Origin of the sequence: Rathayibacter rathayi (genome assembly GCF_004011095.1) — a bacterium.
Taxonomy (GTDB): Bacteria; Actinomycetota; Actinomycetes; order Actinomycetales; family Microbacteriaceae; genus Rathayibacter; species Rathayibacter rathayi.
Map to the genome: position 1 here is coordinate 1996003 of NZ_CP028129.1, position 20046 is coordinate 2016048.

Genomic DNA, 20046 nt, shown 5'->3' on the forward strand with positions numbered 1-20046 from the left:
CGCCTTTCACGGCGTGTCGTCTGCATAAGTGGCATCTCGCGGCGGGGGTCAGTCGCTTCTCGCAGCTGATCGTGCGTGAAGGTGCGCCGCGCGGCGGAGCGTGAGTAGTCACGACCCGCCGCATGCAGAAGACGAGTTCAGCGCGAGCACGTTCCCCCGGGCGACCGGCGTCCGCCTGGATCACGCCCTTCCGGCTCACCCAGACCTCTCGGCCGAGGTGCCGCTCCTTCTCGGGAAGTTGTGGTGACAGTTGATCCGCTCTACCTCCTCCACCGCGCGGCCGAGCCACGCGGAGAGCTGTCGGACGACGCGGTCCATCGTCTCCTCGCGGTTGAGCAGAGCGAAGGGCTGGGCCCAGCGCAGCTCGGCGATGTAGCGGTCGAACTCCGCCGTCTTCTCGACCAGATAAGCGAGGTCGGGGTCCGGCAGCGTGATCCAGTGGCGCGCGCAGTAGTCGCGGGCGATCAGGATGTGCGCGCTCGCGATCCGGTTGCCGACCCCGCGCGAGCCCGAGCGCAGAAACAGCCAGACCGCGTCCGTCTCGTCGACGCTGACGTCGATGACGTGGTTGCCGCTGCCGAGGGTGCCCAGCTGGAGCCGCCAGTGCTGCGCGTACCGGTCCGGATCGAAGCCCGCCTCGGCGGCGAGCGCCTCCAGCTCGGCGACCCGCGGCTCGGCCGTGGCGACGATCCGCCGATTGGCCGCGCCGGCCGAAAGGGGTACGGCCCACTCAATCTGCTGCCGCAGCTCGGCCAGATCGCGGCCCGCCAGGTCGTCGCTAGGAGACGAGTCGATCGGTAATTCTCTGCATGGTCCGTCCTCTGTGAGGTTCCGGCGGTCGCCGGAGTGGGAGGCGTCCGTTGCGGCTGGATGCCGCGGTCCGGTCACGCGTCGCCTCCCCTGGCAGAGGAGCACGAGTGACGAGGGCCGTCGAACGGTCGTCATCCGGGTGCCCTCGGCCGATGCCTTGAGAAGCCGGACGCTCGGCTGGAGTTCCGCCAGCGAGCACTTCGCGCGCTCGGGTAGAACGTCGAGCCCGCGTGGCAGACAGTCACGGTGCGCTCCCTGGGAGCATCGGTCGCGCGCCCCGGCGGTGCGCCCGGGGAAACTAGCAGCCCGGGCGAAGCGCGAGCAACCCGGAGGTGTCGCCTTCAGGCGCAGTGTGGCGCGGTTCGGACCCGGTCGCCTCCCCCGCGCGACGGATGCGCCTCCGTGTTCCGTGGACGCTTTCTGGACACTGCATCCCAAGCGCGCCCGACGTCGCCGGGGCAGGAGTAGGCCTGAGGGATACGGGAGATTCACTCCCCGATCGTGACAACGAAGTCCGGCCGTTCGCGGCCATGAAGAGGTGTACGAAACGATGAAACAGTTGACCACCACATCCACCACATCCACCACCGCACCCGACCCGCGTCGGCCCCGAGGCCGCTTTCTGATCGCCGGAGTCGCCTGTGGCACTCTTGCCTTCGGGTCGCTGGCTACCGCGCCACTCGCCGTTGCATCTCCCGCCCAGATCTCGGCCGTGTCGGTCACAGCCGCCGCCTGGCCCGTGGTCGCCCAGGGCGAGAACAGCGCCAACGTCCGCACCATCCAGCACTTGCTCAACGCCGCCGGCCAGTCGGTCGACGCGGACGGTGTGTTTGGCTCCGGCACTGCCGCGGCGGTCACTGCGTTCCAGAGCGCCCGGGGTCTCTCGGCCGATGGCATCGTCGGCCAGCAGACTTGGTCGGCGCTGATCACGACCGTCTCCTCCGGCGACTCCGGCGAGGCCGTCACGGCCCTACAGGTGCAGTTGAACAAGACCGGCGCCGGGCTCAGCGTCGACGGTGAATTCGGGGCTGCGACGCTGGCCGCGGTGAAGAGCTTCCAATCCGCGGCCGGCCTCACGGTCGACGGGGTCGTCGGCCCGCAGACGTGGCAGTCACTCACCGGCTCCGGTTCCGGATCGACGCCCGGCCCGGGTCAGCCCGGCGAGACGTTCGCCACCCTGAGCGACGAGCAGCTCTCCAATGTGCGCACGATCATCGCCGAGGGTAAGACGGCCGGCGTCCCCGAGTACGGCTGGGTCATCGCGATCGCGACGGCGATGCAGGAGTCACGCCTGCGCAACCTCTCCGGCGGCGACCGCGACTCCGTCGGACTGTTCCAGCAGCGCCCCTCCTCCGGCTGGGGTACCGCCGCCGAGCTGATCGACCCCGTCTACGCATCGCGTGCCTTTTACGGAGCCGCGAACAGCCCCACCAGCAACTCCGGTCTGCTCGACGTGCCCGGCTGGGAGTCGCTGTCGGTGACCGTGGCCGCGCAGGCCGTGCAGAACTCCGGCGTGCCGGGCGCCTACGCGCAGTGGGAGACCCTGGCCCGCGAGGCCGTCGAGAACGAGGGATGAGAATCATGACCATCGAGACCGAGACAACCACCATCGAGACCGAGCGCAGCGCCCGCCCGCGCCCAGCCCGCTCCCGCGTCCTCGCGGTGATCACCGCCTTCCTGCTCGCCGTCGGCGTCACCGTCGGCGGGGCCACCAGTGCCCGGGCGGCCGGCTGGCCCGTGCTCTCCTCCGGATCCCACGGCGAGGACGTGACCACCGCGCAGTACCTCCTCCGCAGCTCTGGCCAGTCGCTCGCCGTGGACGGGGCCTTCGGTTCCGGCACGGCGGGGGCCGTGACCGCCTTCCAGTCAGCCAAGGGCCTCGCCGCCGACGGCGTGATCGGCGAGGCGACCTGGGGTGCGCTCACCGTGACCGTCCGCAGCGGCTCCACCGGTGACGCGGTCAGCGCGGCGCAGACCCAGCTGAACGCGAACGGCGCCTCCCTTGCGGTCGACGGCGTCTTCGGCGCCGGAACGGAGTCTGCGGTGACCGGCTTCCAGAGCGAGGCCGGGCTGACGGCCGACGGCATCGTCGGACCGGCCACCTGGAAGGCCCTGATCGCCGGGACCGGCGGCGGCACCACTCCCCCGCCCAGCGGCGACGCGGCGACCACAGCGCAGGCCATCCTCGACAACCCGGGCATCGAGCTCTACGAGCTGGGCGCCGACGCGGGTGCCGACGCGGCCTCGACTTCGCTCGTCAACATCCGCGACACCGCGGAGGGGAAGCCGGCCAAGACCAGCTCTGGCGGCGACGCGGGAATCACCGAGGTGTCTCTGGATCCGGCCATGCTGAACGGGCTGCTGCGCCTCAACACCGAGTACGGCTTCGACCTCCGCGTGACCTCGATCGCGGGTGAGGATCACAGCACGACCTCCCGCCACTACACCGGCCACGCGGTCGACATCGACCGGATCAACGGCGTGACAGTGCTGAACGGCGCCGACCACCAGGCTGTGCAGGACGCCTGCGCCGCCCTGGGTGCAACACTCACGCTCGGCCCGGGCGACCCCGGCCACGACAACCATGTGCACTGCGAGTGGTGACCACGGCAACACGCTGAGGAGGGGGCGGGCATCCGAGAGGGCGCCCGCCCTCCTGCCGAGCCGGCACGGGCGTACGCTCGGTGGATGAGCGCCTACGTCTCCGTCCTCGACCTGTTCAGCGTGGGGATCGGCCCGTCCAGCTCGCACACTGTCGGGCCGATGCGCGCGGCCCTCGCCCTGGCGGAGCGGATCCGCGAGGCCGGCCTCCTCGGCCGCGTCAGCCGCGTGGTCTGCACCCTCTACGGCTCCCTCGGCTCCACGGGGATCGGCCACGGCACACCGGACGCCGTGGTCGCCGGGCTCGCGGGCTTGGACCCCGAGACGTGCGATCCGGCGCTGGTGCGCGGTGCCTGGCAGCGCCTCGACGCCGAGGGAGCGATCCTTCTGGCTGGCGAGCAGCGCCTCGCGATGACGCGGGGCGACGTCGCCTTCGAGCCCCGCACCCGACTGCCGGAGCACCCGAATGCGCTGACGTTCAGCGTCTGGGTTGGCGAGGACGCGCTGCCGGTATGGGAGGAGACCTACTACTCGATCGGCGGGGGCTTCATCCGCCGAGCGGGCGAGCGCGCCGAGCTGGCGGCCTTGGCCGCGCACCCCTACCCCTTCGTCTCCGGGCTCGACCTGCTCGCGATCTGCGACCGGACGCGCTCGAGCATCGCCGAGATCGCCGCCGCGAACGAGCGCGCACTGCACCCCGGGGTCGATGTCGACGCCCGCCTCGACGCGATCTGGGACGCGATGGCTGCCTGCGTCGAGCACGGCCTGGCGACCAACGGCGTCCTGCCCGGTGGCCTCGGTGTCCGCCGCCGCGCATCGGTGCTCAGCGAGCGGCTCGAGGCCTTCGAGGAGGACCCGCTCGACCGCGCCCGCGCGACCTCGGTGGAGTGGCTGCACGCCTTCGCGCTCGCGGTGAACGAGGAGAACGCGGCCGGCGGGCGAGTGGTGACGGCTCCGACGAATGGAGCCGCCGGCATCATCCCCGCCGTCGCCCACTACTACCTCCGGTTCGTGCCCGGCGCCGATCGCGTGGGCCTGCGCGGCTTCCTCCTCACCGCCACCGCGATCGGCTCGCTCTGCAAAACGAACGCCTCGATCTCGGGCGCGGAGGCGGGCTGCCAGGGCGAGGTCGGCTCGGCTTGCGCGATGGCCGCCGGAGCCCTCTGCGCGGTGCTCGGCGGCACTGCCGGGCAGGTCGAGAACGCGGCCGAGATCGCGATGGAGCACCACCTCGGCCTCACCTGCGATCCGGTCGGCGGACTCGTGCAGATCCCCTGCATCGAGCGGAACGCGATCGCCTCCTCCACCGCGGTGAGCGCCGCCCGCCTCGCGCTGCACGGCGACGGCGACCACCGCGTCTCGCTCGACGCCGTCATCGAGACGATGCGCCAGACGGGCATCGACATGTCGTCGAAGTACAAGGAGACGAGCGAGGGCGGTCTCGCGGTGAACGTCATCGAGTGCTGAGGCGTACGGGTGCCGGACGGCGGCCGCACCTCCCCGCCTCGTGGACGCAGCACCTACAAGCCGGCGTGCCTCGGCGCTCCGCGGTCTCTCGGCGCTCCTCATCCGGTCAGCGACCCGTCGAGGCGGAGCCGGCGTTGAGGATGGTCTGCGGCTCGCGAGGTGGTGAACCCGGGGATCGAGGGCCTGGACCAGAGGGGATCCGTGCAGGAGGGCCGCCGACTCGCCGACGAGCACTCCGCTTCGGCGCGACAGGACGGCGGCGCGCGCCCGGGCGTGCTGCCGATCGTGGACAGAGGTCTCCCGCCGGCGGGCGACCGGAGTGCGGACGCCGCGCCGCAACGCCTCCGGGTCGCGCTGGCGGGGGAGGGCGGAGGCGGTACCGCGTGCGCAGATCGCTGACGAAAAAGGGGGAGCTCGGACATGCGCCGATCCTGCACTCTCCACGGGAGCCGCGGACGGTCGCGGACGGATCTGGGGAGACCAGCGCCCTCCCGGCGGCCTGTGGAGGAGCATTTCTCCGCCGGACGTGCTCCTGCCCGAGTGCACCCGGGCGCCGAGGCGTCCCGGGAGGAACCGTGGCACCGCCGATGCAGCGGCATCTCGAGGAGCAGGCGGTGGCTCGACGAAAGGGCGGCGCGTCGACGCGAGACGGCGCGATCATGAACCCGCGTGACGCGCAGGGGCACGCATGTCGGTGGTGCCGCCTAGCGTGGACGGAGTGAGCATCTCCTCCGCCCCGTACCTCGCCCGGCCGATCGTCTCGACCCAGTGGCTCGCCGACCAGCTCGGCCGCGAGCACCTCGTCGTGGTCGACGCGAGCGTCCTGCTCGTGCCCGGCTTCGACGGCCGCCCCGGCTACCTCAGCGGCGACGAGCAGTACCTCCTCGAGGGGCACGTCCCCGGCGCCGTCTTCGGCGACCTGCTCGCGCAGCTGTCCGACCCCGAGGCACCCCTCCCCTTCACGCGCCTCGACCCCGAGCGCTTCGCGGCCGCCACCGCCGCCCTCGGCATCGACGACGACTCGGTGGTCGTCGTCTACGACTCCGCGGTGGGCCAGTGGGCCTCGCGCCTGTGGTGGCTGCTGCGCGCAGCCGGGCACGACGCGGTCGCGGTGCTCGACGGAGGCCTCTCGGCCTGGCGGTGCGAGGAGCGCCCGATCGAATCCGGGCACGTCGAGCCCGCAGCGAGCGGAGGGATCACGGTCCGTGAAGAACGCCCGCTGTGGATCGACAAGGCCGGTGTCGAGCGCGTCGTCCGCGGCGAGGCACCGGGGGCCCTGGTCTGCGCGGTCCCGCCGAAGGAGTTCACCGGCCAGGAGGGGCGTCGCCCCCGCCTCGGGCACCTGCCGGGTTCGCGCAACGTCCCGGCCGGGCGCCTGGTCAATCGCGCGGACAACACCCTCCTACCGCCGGAGCGCCTGCGGTCGCTCTTCGGCGAGAGCCTCCAGGCCGAACGGATCATCCTCTACTGCGCAGGCGGGATCGCGGCCACGGCCGACGCTCTCGCGCTCGCGGTGCTCGGAGTCGACACCGCGGTGGTCTATGACGGCTCGCTCAACGAGTGGGCGGCCGACCCGGAGGCGCCGCTCGTGGTCACGGCCGCGTGACCAGCTCCGCCGGGAGCCAGGTAGTCGGCAGAGCGCAGACGAAGGCGTCGCAGGAGTAGGCGGTCGGCAGGGCGTCGCGCGAGGTCCGCCCCTCGAACAACTCGAAGCCCGCCTGCGCCCACTCCCGGGCACCCTCGTCCGAAACGCCGACGAGGACCCCACAACCGGCCGACCGCGCACCACGCACCGCCTGCGCGCCTCCGGGACCAACGACCACCAGCTGCCGCACCGGACGCGCAAGGCGCGACGCCAGCGCGAGCACGGCACCGAAACCCATCGGTTGCCGGAGTGCACCCGGCGCGATCAAGGCGACCACCGCCTCGGCCGCGTCCCGGTAGCGCTGCGACCCGGTAAGCAGGTACAGCTCATACGCCGCGTCTGCGATCGCCGAGAGGCCGGAGGGGTAGGCCCCTTCTGAGGGATCCGCCGTGAGCAGCAGACCGCGCGCGGTCAGCGCCGGGTCGCCTCCGCCGGGGAGCGCGAACGGCAGCGGGCCCTCGGCCGCGTCGAGCGAGCCGTCGATCAGGACCCGCGCCGCGACCGCGAAGCGCGGGCGACCCTCCACGAGCGCGAGCTCGAGGAGCCCGCCGGCGAGCATCCCCACGTCCTCCAGCGCTGGGCGGGCGGCCGAGACCGTGCCATCGAGGGAGGCGCGGGCCGCGACGCACCCGTCGACCACATGCCGCTGCACTACGGCGTGGGCGGCACGTCGGGCCGCGTCGATCCACTCCTCGCGCCCCACCACCCGCCCGGCGCGGGCGAGCGCCCGGATTGCCAGGCCGTTCCAGCCGGTGACGACCTTCTCGTCGAGAGCCGGGGGCGCGAGCCGCGAGCGGTCCTCCGCCAGGTAGTAGCCGCCCTCCGAGCGCTGCCCGTCGACGACGCTCTCCGAGTCCTGAGCCGACGCGAATCCGCCGAGCGGCCGCTCGAGGGTGCTCAGGAGGAAGCCGGCGATCCCTTCCGCGATCTCCGTCAGCTCATCGCCCCGGGCGTCCGATCGCCCGAGCAGGACCGCTGCGACGTCGAGCAGCTGAGCGTTGTCGTAGAGCATCCGCTCGTAGTGCGGGTCGCTCCAGTCGGCCTGCGTCGCGTAGCGGAAGAAGCCGCCGTCGCGGTCGCGGAGCGCAGACGTGGCGAGCGCGATCAGCGTGCGCTCGGCGAGCGCCGACCCCGAGGCCCGCGAGGCGAGAAAGCCGAGTACCGGGGCGACCGGGAACTTCGGTGCGCCACCGAAACCGCCGTGCACCCGGTCCTCCTCCGCCGCGAGCGCGTCCACCGCGGCGTCGAGCGCGGCGTCGTCCGGCAGGGCGGAGTCGGTCGGCAGCGCCGCGGTCGCCTCGCGCAGTGCCGCGGCAAGTCCGCCGGCCGTCGCCTGCACCTCCTCGCGCCGCAGCCGCCACGCCTCCGAGACCGCCTCCAGCACATCGGAGAAGGCGGGTACGCCGCCGACGGCCCGAGGAGGGAAGTAGGTGCCGGCGAAGAAGGTCTCGCCGACAGGGGTCGCGAAAACGGTCAGCGGCCAGCCCAGCTGGCGGGTGAAGGCGCTGGCGGCAGTCAAGTAGGTGGTGTCGACGTCGGGATGCTCCTCGCGGTCGACCTTCACCGCGACGACGTCGGCGTTCAGGCGCGCTGCGAGCACCGGATCCGAGAACGACTCCCGCGCCATCACCTGGCACCAGTGGCAGGTGGAGTAGCCGATCGAGATCAGCACCGGGACGTCTCGGCGAACCGCCTCGGCGAACGCCTCCTCCCCCCAGGGGAACCAGTCGACCGGATTGTCCGCGTGCGAGCGGAGGTAGGGGCTGACACTGGAGCGCAGACGTTCGGCCATGCTCTTCACGCTAAACGTGGGGCACGCCACGGGTCAGAGGCTTGCGGGGATCAACGGTCGCCGCGAACTCTCGTCGCTCAGCGCTCGAAGAACCAGCCCGTCGGCCGTTCCGTGCCGCGGACGACGGTGCCGCCTCCGCCGTTCCCGCCGCGACGCCCGAGGGCCAGGTAGGCGAGACTCCCGACGAACGGCGCGATCACGATGAACGCCACCCAGGCGACCTTCGCGACCTTCGAGAGCCGCGGATTCGACAGCACTCCCTTGATCGCGAACAGCAGCAGCACGATGTTCAGCACGACCAGCAAGGACTGCGAATTCATCGGGAGCTCCACGAGATCATGCGCCGCGATCGACCAGCGCCGAAGCGCCCGACCGGGCAGGGGGCCCCGCGACGTTTCGCGGGACAGGGCATTGTCGCACGCGGCGTAGGATGAAGGGCTCATGTCAGACGTGCTCAGCATCCGCTACCCGCCCGAACTGCCCGTGTCGGCGCGGCGCGAGGACATCGCCGCGGCGATCCGCGATCACCAGGTGGTCATCGTCGCCGGAGCCACCGGATCCGGCAAGACGACCCAGCTGCCGAAAATCTGCCTCGAGCTCGGGCGCGAGAGCATCGCGCACACCCAGCCGCGCCGCATCGCGGCCCGCACGATCGCCGAGCGCATCGCGGAGGAACTCGACGACGAGGTCGGCGGACTCGTCGGATATCAGGTCCGGTTCACCGATAAGGCATCCGCGTCGACCCGGATCAAGCTGATGACGGACGGCATCCTGCTCAACGAGATGAACCACGATCGGATGCTCAGCCGCTACGACACGATCATCATCGACGAGGCGCACGAGCGCAGCCTGAACATCGACTTCCTCCTGGGCTACCTGCACCGCCTGCTGCCGCAGCGACCCGACCTCAAGGTGATCATCACCTCGGCCACCATCGACCCGCAGAGCTTCGCCGCCCACTTCGCCGACGCCGCGGGCGAACCGGCTCCGATCATCGAGGTGTCCGGCCGCACCTACCCGGTCGAGATCCGCTACCGGCCGCTGGTCGCGGAGGAGCCGGAGGAGGACGACGACACCGACGTCCCGGACGCGACGAGCGGCAGCCGCGACCTGATGACCGGCATCGCCGACGCCCTGGCCGAACTGGCCCTTGAGGATCCGGGCGACGTGCTGGTGTTCCTCTCTGGCGAGAACGAGATCCGTGACGCGGAGGACGCCATCCGCGGTCGGAACCTGCCCGGCACCGAGGTGCTCCCCCTCTACGGCCGCCTCTCCGCCGCCGATCAGCACCGCGTCTTCGAGAAGGGGCGTACCCCGGGCGTCCGGCGCCGCGTCGTCCTCGCGACCAACGTCGCGGAGACGAGCCTCACCGTCCCCGGGATCCGCTACGTGATCGACGGCGGCACGGCCCGCATCTCGCGCTACAGCGCCCGCTCGAAGGTGCAACGGCTGCCGATCGAGGCCGTCTCGCAGGCCTCGGCGAACCAGCGCTCGGGCCGTTCGGGTCGCACCAGCGCGGGCATCGCGATCCGTCTCTACTCTGAGGAGGACTACCTCCGCCGCCCCGAGTACACCGACCCCGAGATCCTGCGAACGGGCCTGGCCGCGGTCATCCTGCAGATGATCTCGCTCGGCCTGGGCGACATCGCCTCGTTTCCCTTCCTCACGCCTCCCGACTCCCGCGGCATCAAGGACGGCCTCGATCTGCTCACCGAGCTCGGCGCACTCCGCACCCCTTCCGCCCTTCCGCGAGATGCCACTTATGACGACGACACGCCGAGGAAGGCCACCACAAGTGGCATCTCGCGGAAGGGGGAGGGGGCGGCGCCGCAGCTCACGCGGATCGGGCGGGATCTCGCGCGGCTGCCGATTGATCCGCGCTTGGGGCGAATGGTCCTCGAGTCGCGCCGGCACAGTGTCAGCCGCGAGGTGATGGCGATCGTCGCGGGTCTCACGATCCAAGACGTCCGCGAGCGCCCGCTCGAGCGCCGAGCGCAGGCCGACCAGCAGCACGCGCGCTTCGTCGATCCGACCAGCGATTTCCTCACCCTGCTGAACCTGTGGAACTACCTCGAGGAGAAGCAGGACGAGCTCTCCTCCAGCGCCTTCCGCCGCCTCTGCAAGGCCGAGTACCTCAACTACCTCCGCGTGCGCGAATGGCACGACGTGTTCCGCCAACTGCGCCAGCTCGCGCGTCCGCTCAAGCTCGAACTCGGCGAGCCGAAGATCGACCCCGACGGAATCCACCGGAGCCTGTTGGCCGGCCTGCTCTCACACCTGGGCATCAAGGACACGACCTCGCAGCAGGCGCAGCGCGCGGCGAAGAACCGTGAGCGCCAGACCGTGCAGTACGTCGGCGCCCGCAACGCGAAGTTCTCGATCTTCCCCGGCAGCGCCCTGGCCAAGAAGCTGCCCGACGCGGTGATGAGCGCCGAGCTGGTCGAGACCAGCCGCCTCTTCGCCCGCTCGAACGCGGCGATCGACCCCGCCTGGGCCGAGGCGATCGCCGGTGACCTGGTAAAGAGGCAGTTCAGCGAGCCGCACTGGGAGAAGTCGCAGGGCGCTGCCGTCGCCTACGAGAAGGTCACGCTCTACGGAGTGCCGATCATCGTGCGCCGCCGTGTCCAGTTCTCGCGGATCGACGCCTCCTCCGCGCGCGAGCTGTTCATCCGGCACGCGCTCGTCGAGGGCGAGTGGGAGTCGCGGCACGCCTTCGACCGCAAGAATCGTGCCCTGCGGGCCGAGTTCGAGCGGCTGGAGGAGCGCACCCGTCGCCGCGATCTGCTCGTCGATGACGAGGCGGTCTTCGACTTCTACGACCGCCGCCTCCCCCGTGACATCACCTCGGTGCGCTCCTTCGACTCCTGGTGGCGCACGGCCCAGCACGACGAGCCCGACCTGCTGACGATGACGCAGGAGACGCTCCTCCCCGAAGACGCAGAGCAGATCGACGAGGCCGCCTTTCCCACGCAGTGGCGCCAGGCCGATCAGCGCTTGCGCCTCTCGTACCGGTTCGAACCGGGGACGGAGGAGGACGGAGTGACGGTGCATGTGCCGCTCGCGCTCCTGCCCCGCGTCACTCCCCTCGGCTTCGACTGGCTGGTGCCGGGGCTGCGGGCCGAGCTCGTCACCGCGATGATCAAGGCGCTGCCCAAGCACCTGCGCCGGAACGTGGTGCCCGCGAACGACTGGGCCCGGAAGCTCACCGCCTCGCTCCCGCACGACGTTCCGAATCCGCCGACGGAGTCGTTCGCGGCGACCCTAGCCGGAGCGATCCGCCGTGAGGCCGGCGTCGTCGTGCGGCCCGAGGACTTCGACCTCGAGCGCATTCCCTCGCACCTGCGGGTCACCTTCGCCGTCGCCGACGAGCGGGGGCGCACGATCGCCGCCGGCAAGGAGCTCGCCCCGCTGGCTGAACGGCTGCGGGGCCGGGTCCGCGACGAGGTCGCCCGCGTGGTCGAGGCCCGCGCCCCCGACGCGCTCGAGCGCCGGGGACTGAAGACGTGGGACACGCCGGAACTCCCCCGCGTCACCGACACCCGGCAGGGCGGCAACACGATCCGCGCGTACCCGGCCCTGATCGACGACGACGACTCGGTGTCCATCCGCCTGCTCGCCACCGCCGAGGACCAGGCGCGCGAGCATCCGCGGGGCGTCCGCCGCCTCCTCCTGCTCGCGACGCCGAGCCCCGTGGCGTACGTGCAGCAGCACCTCACCTCGACCGAGAAGCTCGTGCTCGCGCAGAGCCCCTACCAGAACACCACCGCGCTCTTCACCGACTGCCTGCTCGCCTGCGTCGATGCCGTGCTCTGGCGGATGAAGCCGGACGGCATGCTCTTCCTGCACGCCGAGTTCGACGCCGTGCGCGACCGGGTCTCGGCGAGCGTGATGGACGCAATGTTCGAGACCGTGAAGACGGTGACCACGATTCTGACCACCGCCCGCGGCGTCGAGAAAGCGCTCAAGGCCTCGACGAGCATGGCGCTCCTGCCGGCGCTTACCGACGCGCGGGAGCAGCTCTCTGGCCTGGTGTACCCCGGCTTCGTCTCGGCGACCGGAGTGGAGCGGCTGCGGCATCTCCCGCGCTATCTCGCCGCGATCACTGAGCGCTTCGGCAAGATCGCCGAGAACGTGGGCCGAGACCGCGTCTGGCTGAACGAGGTGCGGGCCGCGCAGGAACTCTACCGCTCCGCCGGCGGGGTCTTGCCCCTGCCCGCGCACGACCGCCTGGCGCGCGCCCGCTGGCTCCTGGAGGAGCTGCGGGTAAGCCTCTTCGCGCAGTCGCTCGGCACCGCCGAGAGCGCGTCTCTGCAACGTATCCGCAAAGTCCTCACGCCCTGACGCCTCTCCCTCCGCCGAGGGAACCCCGACCCGTCGAGGGAGCCCCCTGAAGCGGGCTCCCTCGACTGCCCGGGGTTCCCTCGAGGGGCGCTAGTGTCGTCCAGTGGGCAGCTACACCGATCTCCTGAAAACCCCCGGGGTGGGGCGCATCATCCTCGCGCAGCTGACCGCGCGCTTCCCGTTTGGGATGTTCTCGCTCGCGTTCCTCCTGCATGTGGAGCGAGTGCACCACTCGTACGCGGCCGCCGGCCTGGTGCTCGGCTCGATGTCGATCGGGCAGGCGATCGCGGGGCCGCTGACCAGCCGCCTGATGGGTCGACTCGGGATGCGCCGCGTGCTCACGATCACTCTCGTGGTCTGCGCGAGCGCAATCATCGCAATGGCCGTACTGCCGCTCGAGGTGTGGCAATTCGTGGTGATCGGCTTCATCGCGGGCCTCAGCATGCCGCCTGTGCAGCCGGCCGTGCGGACCATCTACCCCAAGATGGTGACCAGCTCGCAGCTCACTCCGCTCTTCTCGCTCGACGCCTCCGCCCAGGAGATCATCTGGGTGCTCGGACCGGTGCTGGCTGCCCTCGTCTCGATCCAGGTGTCGACGGTCGCAGGCGTCCTGACCGCCGCCGCCTTCCTGATCGGCGGCGGTGTCTGGTTCATCGCCTCGCCCGAGGTCGGCCGGGTCCGCATCCCCCGATCCACGCGCCGCCTCGGCGTCGTGCTGACCAAGCCTCCGGTCCTTTTGGCGACGGTCGTCGGCTTCCTCCTGATCGGCGCCTGCTCCGCCGTGGAGGCGGGCGTCGTCGCAGTCTTCGGCGAGGGCGGAGTCGAATCCGGCGTCGTGCTCGCGGTGTTCGCGGCGGGCTCGCTGGCCGGCGGACTCGCGCTCGGCCACATCCCGATCAGCCGCTGCGCGACGGCGCGGCGGATGCTGATCGTCACGGTCGGCATGGGCCTGGCGGCTGTCTCGACGGACTTCTGGTGGCTCTGTGTCACCCTCTTCCTGGCCGGCATCGGCATCGCTCCCGCTCTCGCAGCCCTGTTCGCGATCACCGCCTCGAGCGTGCGCTTCTCGGACACCGCGGAGGCGTACGGCTGGGTCGGCACGGGTCAGCTGATCGGGGCGGCGCTGGGGTCCGCGATCGCCGGCGTGCAGATCGACCGGGCCGGTCCGACCGCCGCGATCGTCGTCGCCGCCGCGTTCGCCCTGGTCGGCTTCCTGGTGCCGCTGCTCGGCCGCCGCTACCACCCGGACCTCCGCGGACGCGACGCCAGCCCCCTTCCCGACACGGAACCCGTCATCCTCCCCTCGTAGAGCGACAGTTCGTTGTCCCGCGCCGGTGGGCCCCTAGTGTGGGGCCCACGGCTCGGGAGGACGACGACATGGGGCTGCGGGAGGACGCGGAGGAGCTGGTGCGTGAGCACCGTCGCGCCGCTGCCCGCACCGACCTCGTCGACCCGTGGTCCGACCCGGAAACACCCGAGTGGTGCACCGAACTCGCCGCCGCTCTCTGGCAGAGTTCGTTTCGACCCAGCCCCGTCTACTTCCGCCGGGAGCAGTCCGCACACGCCTTCCGCGGCCCGCACTCGATGCGCCTGCACCACCTCGGCTACGGCTGGCAGCTCACTGCCGACAGGGAGCAGCACGGGGTGCTCGCCTCCGAGACCGCCGTCGTCCTCGAGACCGGCTCGCTCTGGCGCGGACTCGGCGTCGGGCACCGCCCGGTGCGCGCACTCCGCGGCCGTACCGGCGTCGAGGGTCTGCAGGCGGGTCACGACGTGCACTTCGCGGTGCGCGGCATCATCGAGCGGAGTGACGTGGCGCGCGCCGAGCGGCGCCTCCTCTTCGGGGTGGCCGGTCTCGCCGCGCTGATCGAAGACAGTGTGCGCGTCGGAGCGCACGGCGAGCTCGCCTGGAGCGTGTGAGCGTACATGCCAGCATGGGAAGCATGAGCGTCCCCCTGATCCCCCTCAATGACGGCCGCGCGATCCCCCAGCTCGGGCTCGGCGTCTACAAGATCGGTGACGAGGAGGCGGCCCGCACGGTCGCCCTCGCGCTGGAGGCCGGCTACCGCCACGTCGACACCGCGACCCTCTACGGCAACGAGCGCGGCGTCGGCGCGGGCATCCGGGCGAGCGGCCTCCCCCGAGAGCAGGTCTTCGTCACCACGAAGGTCTGGAACGACGACCACGGCTTCGACGAGACCCTCGCCGCCTTCGACCGCAGCCTCGAGCTGCTGGGCACCGACTACGTCGACCTCTACCTCGTGCACTGGCCGATGCCCTCCCGAGACCGCTACGTCGACACCTACCGCGCGCTCGAGCGCCTGCAGAGCGAGGGGCGGGCCCGCTCGATCGGCGTGTCGAACTTCGCCGAGGAGCATGTGCAGCGCCTGCTCGAGGAGACCGGTGTCGTTCCCGCGATCAACCAGGTCGAGCTGCATCCGAGGCTGCCGCAAGAGGAGCTGCGCGCCTTCGACACCGCCCACGGCATCGTCACCGAAGCCTGGTCCCCTCTGGCCCGGGGGCGACTGCTCGGCGAGCCTGCGCTCGCCCGCGTGGCGGCGAAGCACGGCGTCTCGCCGGCGCGGGCGGTGCTGCGCTGGCACGTACAGCTCGGCGTCGTCGTGATTCCGAAGTCGGTGACCCCGGAGCGAATTCGCGAGAACCTCGACGTCTTCGGCTTCACCCTCGACGAGGAGGATCTCGCGACGATCGCGGGACTCGCGACCGGCGAGCGCACCGGTCGCGATCCGCGGTTCGATTGAGGCTCCAGGGACGATGACGGCGGGCAGCGCACTCCTCCTGCACGGGCTCGGTGGCACGGGCCGCACCTGGTGGCGCCTCGCGGAGGAGTTGACCGCCGCGGGCTGGAGCGTCACCGCACCCGATGTGCGCGGCCACGGCGATGCCCCGCGGCACGGCTCCTACCGACTCGACGCTTACGCCGACGACGCCCTCGCACAAGGGCGGTTCGACCTCGTCGTCGGGCACTCGCTCGGCGGAGCGGTCGCGGTGCGCGCTGCCGCCCGCGACCACGGCTGGGCGCGGCGCCTGGCGCTGCTGGATCCTGTGCTGCGGCTCGCTCCGGAGCAGCGCGCGCAGGTCCGCGCGGGCGAGCTCGCCGCTCTCGCGGTGTCGGCGGAGCAGCTCGCGGCCGCGCAGCCGCTCTGGAGCGAGCGCGATCGGGCCGAGAAACTCGCCGCCATCCGGGCCGCCGATCCCGATGCCGTGGCCGCCACGATCGACGACAATGACCCGTGGGACCTCCTGGCGGACCTGCCCGGCCTGCGCCCGCCTGTCCTCGTGCTGGCGGGCGACCCGCAGGTCGACACGATGCTCCCGCCTGCCCTCGCCGCCCTGGTGCTGCGGGCCAACCCGCGCATCCGCTACGCCGTCGTGGTCGGCGCCGGCCACAGCCCGCACCGCGACCGCCCCGCTGAGACCCTCGCGATGCTCCGCGAGTGGGCCGAGAGCCCGGCGACGGTCTGAACGCCGCCGTGTTTCGAGCGGATGAAATCTGGCAGGAAGGGACTGGGCGGAGCCCCTTCCTGTGAATACCCTCGCAGAAGACGCGATTCCCTCCCAGTCTTCAGGGAGGAACGCGACCGGACCGCCGACGCGGCGGCCCGTTCTCGACGAGAGGGAGCCCCAGTGGCGCGAACCACCACGAACACCCTGAACGGCCGACGACGCCGCTCACTGATCGGCTCGAGCGCGGTGATCGGTGCGGGCGCCCTCGTCGCCGGTCTCGCCTTCGCCCCGACGGCGAACGCCGCCGAGCCGGTCGACTTCGCCGACACCGTGACGGTCGACGGCATCATGACGCACCTGGAGGCGCTCCAGGCCATCGCGGACGCCAACGGCGGCACCCGTGCGATCGGCACCCCGGGCTACGAGCTGAGCGGGGAGTACGTCGAAGCGGTCCTCGCATCCGCCGGTTACACCACGACACGCCAGGACTTCACCACCTCGACCCAGACGATCGACACGTTCACGCTGACCACCGGCACCGGCGCCGTCGGCACCCCGATGGAGTTCACCCCGTCGACACCCGAGGGCGGCGTGACCGGCGAGCTGATCGCGCCCGTCGATCCGCTGGGCTGCACCGCCGATGCCTGGACCGGACTCGACGCCACCGGCAAGGTCGCGCTCGTCAGCCGCGGCTCCTGCAGCTTCCTCGAGAAGTCGATCGCCGCCGGTGCCGCGGGCGCCTCGGCGATCCTCATTTACGACAACGCTCCGAGCGACGCCCTTAACGGCACGTTTGGCGCACAGGACGAGGCCGCGATCCCCGGCGTCGGACTCACCCAGGCCGAGGGCCAGGCGCTTCTCGCCGCCCTGCCCGCCAGCGTCTCGGTGCTCATCGAGCAGACCACCACCGAGGTGGCGACCTTCACCATCCTCACCGAGACCCCGGGGGGTGACCACGACAACGTGGTCATGCTCGGCGCGCACCTCGACAGCGTGCCCGCCGGCCCCGGCATCAACGACAACGGCTCCGGATCCGCGACGCTGCTCGAGACGGCCGTGCAGCTGGCCGCCGCGGGCGAGACCACGAACGCGGTCCGCTTCGCCTGGTGGGGCGCCGAGGAGGTGGGCCTGGTCGGCTCGCACACCTACGTCGACTCCTTGTCCCAGGAGGACGCCTCGAAGATCACGACCTACATGAACTTCGACATGGTCGCCTCACCGAACTACGTGATCTCCGTGTACGACGCGAACGAGTCCTCGTTCGAGGCTCCCGTCGAGGTTCCGGCCGGCTCGATCGCGACCGAGAAGGCCTTCACCGACTACTTCGACTCGATCGACCAGCCCTGGATCGACACCGCCTTCGACGGTCGCAGTGACTACGACGGCTTCATCTCGGTGGGCATCCCGTCCTCGGGCGTCTTCACCGGCGCCGACGACGTCAAGACGGAGGAGGAGGTCGCGCTGTTCGGCGGTACCGCCGGCATCACGCACGACCCGAACTACCACTCCGCCGCCGACGACATCGACAACATCAACCAGGAGGCACTGGGCATCACGTCCAAGGCCATCGCGTTCGTCACCGCCTCGTTCGCCGCGGACACCTCCGCGATCGACGCCGAGAAGAACCCGACCACGCCGACTCCGGAGCCCACCGTGACTCCGACCGCCGAGCCGCCCATACCCCCGATCGCGGAGCCGACCGTCCCCCCGGCGACCGCTCCCACCACGAGCAGCACCCCGATCCCCGTCGCCCCGGACCCCGGAGGCCGCCCGCCCCTGGCCGCGACGGGAGCCGACATCGAGCTGCCGCTGGGCCTCGGCGCGCTGCTGATCACCGGCGGCATCGGCGGGCTCGCGCTCGCCGCGCTGCGCCGCCAGCGTGCCGAGCGCGGCTAGCTAGCCGCCACCACCCCGGAGCCGTCCGGCCGTCGCCCTGCGCGACGTCCGGACGGCTCCGTCGTTCCCGGGGCATAGGCTTCCGAGACACTCACGACCGGAAGGGCCCCTCGTGACTCCTGATCTCCTCGTCCTCAACGGCGGCTCCAGCTCGGGCAAGACCACGATCGCGCGATGCCTCCAGGAAGCCCTCCCCGGCCCCTGGCTCCGCTTCTCCATCGACGATCTGATCGACGCGCTTCCGCCGCATCTCGACGGTCGGGACGACGCCGGAGTCTCCTACGGAGAGGACGGCGAGGTCGAACTCGGCGACGGGTTCCGCCGGCTCGAAGCGGCCTGGCTGGCGGGCCTGGTCGCGATGGCCGGCGCCGGTGCTCGCATCGTGCTCGACGACGTCCTGCTGGACGGCGGCACGTCTCAGGCCCGACTGCGCAGCCGTCTCGTAGGACTGAACGTGTTCTGGGTTGGCGTACGCTGCCGCGCCGAAAGAGCGACCGCCCGGGAGGTCGCCCGCGGCGACCGAACCTCCGGCATGGCCGCCCGCCAGGCCGAGCACGTACACCTCGGCGTCCACTACGACCTCGAGGTCCACTCCGACGACCACTCCCCCCTCCATTGCGCTCGCCGCATCGCGGCGGCCCTCCTCCCTCTCCCCTCCCCCCTCTCCTCCCTCCCCCTCCCCTCCCCCCTGAGGGAACCCCGGACCTTCGAGACCGCCCGTGACAGCGGGCTCCCTCGACGGTCCGGGGTTCCCTCAGCGGGGGCGTGAGGGCTATCGACGGCCGGATTCGGTACCAGCGCAAGTGCGAGATCGACGTCGTGCAGTTCGTGCCCAGCGAGCAGGTCGACCCGATCATGTTCGACCGCGCATACATCCTCGAGCCCGACTCCTCCTCCCCCAAGGCCTACGTCCTGTTGCGGCGCACCCTCGAGCAGACCGACCGCACCGCCATCGTCGAGTTCGCGCTGCGGCAGAAGACCCGGCTCGCCGCGCTGCGCGTGCGCGGCACGCTGCTGATGCTGCAGACCCTGCTCTGGGCCAATGAGGTGCGCGAGGTCGAGTTCTCGTCGCTCGAGGAGGGCAGCGGCGGCGAGGTCCTCGATCTGATGGAGGCGCTCAGGCGCTCGGTCGAGCGCAGCCGCGGACCGAAGGGTGCGGGGGCGGGGGCGGGGCGGGGCGGCGGCGGCGGCGGCGGAGTCAGCCCCGAAGAAGGCGGATCCGGAGAAGGCGGATCCGGAGAAAGCCTCGGCATCGTCGCCAACGAAGGCCGCCGCGAAGAAGCCCCCCACGGCGACGCTAAGGAAGGCTCCCGCGAAGAAGAAGGCGGCCGGGAAGGCCGACACGGCCGAGAAAGGCGCCGCACCCGCGAAGAAGAGGCCGACGAAGAAGCCTGCAACGGCCGAGAAAGCCGCCTCCTAGATCAATCCAGATCGCCCCGGGTCCCGCTGGCTAGGCGCGCTCGTCCGCCCGGCACGGCGCACCCACCGTGTCTGCGTCGAGCACGTTGCCCTCGAGGGCGTCCACGTCGTCGAGGTCGACCGCGACCGAGCTGACCAGCGCGAGCAGCGCCTGCGCGTAGGCGTTCTCGGCCGCCGCGTCGTCGAAGTTCCGCAGCTGCCCGCCGAGCACGACCTCGACGACGAACCGCAGCTGCGGCTCCGTCACCCGGCGGAGGGAGCGGAAAGTCCCGCGGAGCAGCTCACGTAACTGGTCCTCCCGCGGCAGCCAGAGCGAGTCCTCCAGCGAGACGGAGTCCAGTGCCCACTCCGTGGTGCCGTTGAAGCCCAGGACCGTCCCGCTCGGATACTCGTGCGCCTCGATCGTCATCTCACTGACGGTGAAGACGTCGCCGTCAAAGCCGTCCCGCTCGATGCGGAAGTGGTCGCCGGTCACGGGCGTCCAGCGCACGCCCGCGGTGCGCAGGGCGCGGGCCAGCTCACAGGAGATCATCGGACGAGTGTGACGCGCGAAGCCGCGAACGGGCCGCGAGTGCCGTTTTCTGGACCGGGCCTTGTAAAATCGTTC

Annotated in this window: 15 protein-coding genes and 1 pseudogene; 12 read left to right on the top strand and 4 right to left on the bottom strand. The window is 71.4% G+C overall.

The window, feature by feature from the left end; genetic code table 11:
• Positions 1-53 precede the first annotated feature (53 nt).
• Positions 54-759 (bottom strand): annotated as a pseudogene (locus C1O28_RS09590) (RtcB family protein); the annotation flags it as partial.
• Positions 760-1369: 610 nt separating this feature from the next.
• Here C1O28_RS09590 and C1O28_RS15400 point away from each other — a divergent pair.
• From C1O28_RS15400 to C1O28_RS09610, 4 genes are all read left to right on the top strand, one after another.
• Positions 1370-2386, top strand: a complete 1017-nt coding sequence (locus tag C1O28_RS15400) for a peptidoglycan-binding domain-containing protein (RefSeq protein ID WP_237397892.1) — start codon at positions 1370-1372, stop codon at positions 2384-2386.
• Positions 2387-2391: 5 nt separating this feature from the next.
• The gene (locus tag C1O28_RS09600; RefSeq protein WP_097165446.1) at positions 2392-3414 is read left to right on the top strand and encodes a peptidoglycan-binding protein; all 1023 of its coding nucleotides are present in this window, start codon (positions 2392-2394) and stop codon (positions 3412-3414) included.
• Between the two features lie 84 nt (positions 3415-3498).
• Positions 3499-4878 (top strand): L-serine ammonia-lyase, encoded by a 1380-nt coding sequence (locus C1O28_RS09605; protein ID WP_097165445.1) that lies wholly within the window; start codon positions 3499-3501, stop codon positions 4876-4878.
• Between the two features lie 718 nt (positions 4879-5596).
• Entirely contained in the window at positions 5597-6484 is an 888-nt protein-coding gene (locus tag C1O28_RS09610) for a sulfurtransferase (RefSeq protein WP_160487478.1), read from the top strand.
• Here the strand turns inward: C1O28_RS09610 and C1O28_RS09615 are convergent.
• Entirely contained in the window at positions 6471-8315 is a 1845-nt protein-coding gene (locus C1O28_RS09615) for a thioredoxin domain-containing protein (RefSeq protein WP_097165442.1), read from the bottom strand. The genes C1O28_RS09610 and C1O28_RS09615 overlap by 14 nt on opposite strands.
• Before the next feature lie 77 nt (positions 8316-8392).
• The gene (locus C1O28_RS15155) at positions 8393-8635 is read right to left on the bottom strand and encodes a PLDc N-terminal domain-containing protein (RefSeq protein WP_160487479.1); all 243 of its coding nucleotides are present in this window, start codon (positions 8633-8635) and stop codon (positions 8393-8395) included.
• 121 nt (positions 8636-8756) lie between these two features.
• On the opposite strand from C1O28_RS15155, the gene hrpA reads away from it, so the two are divergent.
• The 8 genes from hrpA (at position 8757) to C1O28_RS09660 (ending at position 19574) form a co-directional block, all read left to right on the top strand.
• The gene (gene hrpA, locus C1O28_RS09625; RefSeq protein WP_097165441.1) at positions 8757-12656 is read left to right on the top strand and encodes an ATP-dependent RNA helicase HrpA; all 3900 of its coding nucleotides are present in this window, start codon (positions 8757-8759) and stop codon (positions 12654-12656) included.
• 103 nt (positions 12657-12759) lie between these two features.
• Positions 12760-13965, top strand: coding sequence for an MFS transporter (locus C1O28_RS09630; protein ID WP_097165440.1), 1206 nt, complete (start codon positions 12760-12762; stop codon positions 13963-13965).
• 68 nt (positions 13966-14033) lie between these two features.
• Complete coding sequence (locus tag C1O28_RS09635) at positions 14034-14576, top strand: hypothetical protein (RefSeq protein WP_097165439.1); 543 nt, start codon at positions 14034-14036, stop codon at positions 14574-14576.
• A 23-nt stretch (positions 14577-14599) separates the two neighbouring features.
• Complete coding sequence (locus C1O28_RS09640; RefSeq protein WP_202129284.1) at positions 14600-15418, top strand: aldo/keto reductase; 819 nt, start codon at positions 14600-14602, stop codon at positions 15416-15418.
• Positions 15419-15431: 13 nt separating this feature from the next.
• Positions 15432-16142 (top strand): alpha/beta fold hydrolase, encoded by a 711-nt coding sequence (locus tag C1O28_RS09645; RefSeq protein ID WP_097165437.1) that lies wholly within the window; start codon positions 15432-15434, stop codon positions 16140-16142.
• A gap of 162 nt (positions 16143-16304) precedes the next feature.
• The gene (locus C1O28_RS09650) at positions 16305-18020 is read left to right on the top strand and encodes a M28 family peptidase (RefSeq protein ID WP_160487480.1); all 1716 of its coding nucleotides are present in this window, start codon (positions 16305-16307) and stop codon (positions 18018-18020) included.
• Positions 18021-18132: 112 nt separating this feature from the next.
• On the top strand, positions 18133-18789 hold the full coding sequence (locus C1O28_RS09655) for a chloramphenicol phosphotransferase CPT family protein (protein WP_127821492.1): 657 nt from the start codon (positions 18133-18135) through the stop codon (positions 18787-18789).
• Positions 18786-19574: a Ku protein gene (locus tag C1O28_RS09660; protein ID WP_208643690.1), complete on the top strand. Its 789-nt coding sequence runs from the start codon at positions 18786-18788 to the stop codon at positions 19572-19574. The genes C1O28_RS09655 and C1O28_RS09660 overlap by 4 nt, the downstream gene beginning before the upstream one ends.
• Here the strand turns inward: C1O28_RS09660 and C1O28_RS09665 are convergent.
• Positions 19471-19971, bottom strand: a complete 501-nt coding sequence (locus tag C1O28_RS09665; protein ID WP_337189886.1) for a pilus assembly protein CpaE — start codon at positions 19969-19971, stop codon at positions 19471-19473. The two genes, C1O28_RS09660 and C1O28_RS09665, sit on opposite strands and share 104 nt — an antisense overlap.
• Positions 19972-20046: the final 75 nt, after the last annotated feature.

Coding starts and splice junctions, on each gene's coding strand:
- C1O28_RS09600 (WP_097165446.1), top strand. CDS start 2,392: ATGACCATCGAGACCGAGACAACCACCATCGAGACCGAGCGCAGCGCC.
- C1O28_RS09605 (WP_097165445.1), top strand. CDS start 3,499: ATGAGCGCCTACGTCTCCGTCCTCGACCTGTTCAGCGTGGGGATCGGC.
- C1O28_RS09615 (WP_097165442.1), bottom strand. CDS start 8,315: ATGGCCGAACGTCTGCGCTCCAGTGTCAGCCCCTACCTCCGCTCGCAC.
- C1O28_RS15155 (WP_160487479.1), bottom strand. CDS start 8,635: ATGAATTCGCAGTCCTTGCTGGTCGTGCTGAACATCGTGCTGCTGCTG.
- hrpA (WP_097165441.1), top strand. CDS start 8,757: ATGTCAGACGTGCTCAGCATCCGCTACCCGCCCGAACTGCCCGTGTCG.
- C1O28_RS09635 (WP_097165439.1), top strand. CDS start 14,034: ATGGGGCTGCGGGAGGACGCGGAGGAGCTGGTGCGTGAGCACCGTCGC.
- C1O28_RS09640 (WP_202129284.1), top strand. CDS start 14,600: ATGAGCGTCCCCCTGATCCCCCTCAATGACGGCCGCGCGATCCCCCAG.
- C1O28_RS09645 (WP_097165437.1), top strand. CDS start 15,432: ATGACGGCGGGCAGCGCACTCCTCCTGCACGGGCTCGGTGGCACGGGC.
- C1O28_RS09665 (WP_337189886.1), bottom strand. CDS start 19,971: ATGATCTCCTGTGAGCTGGCCCGCGCCCTGCGCACCGCGGGCGTGCGC.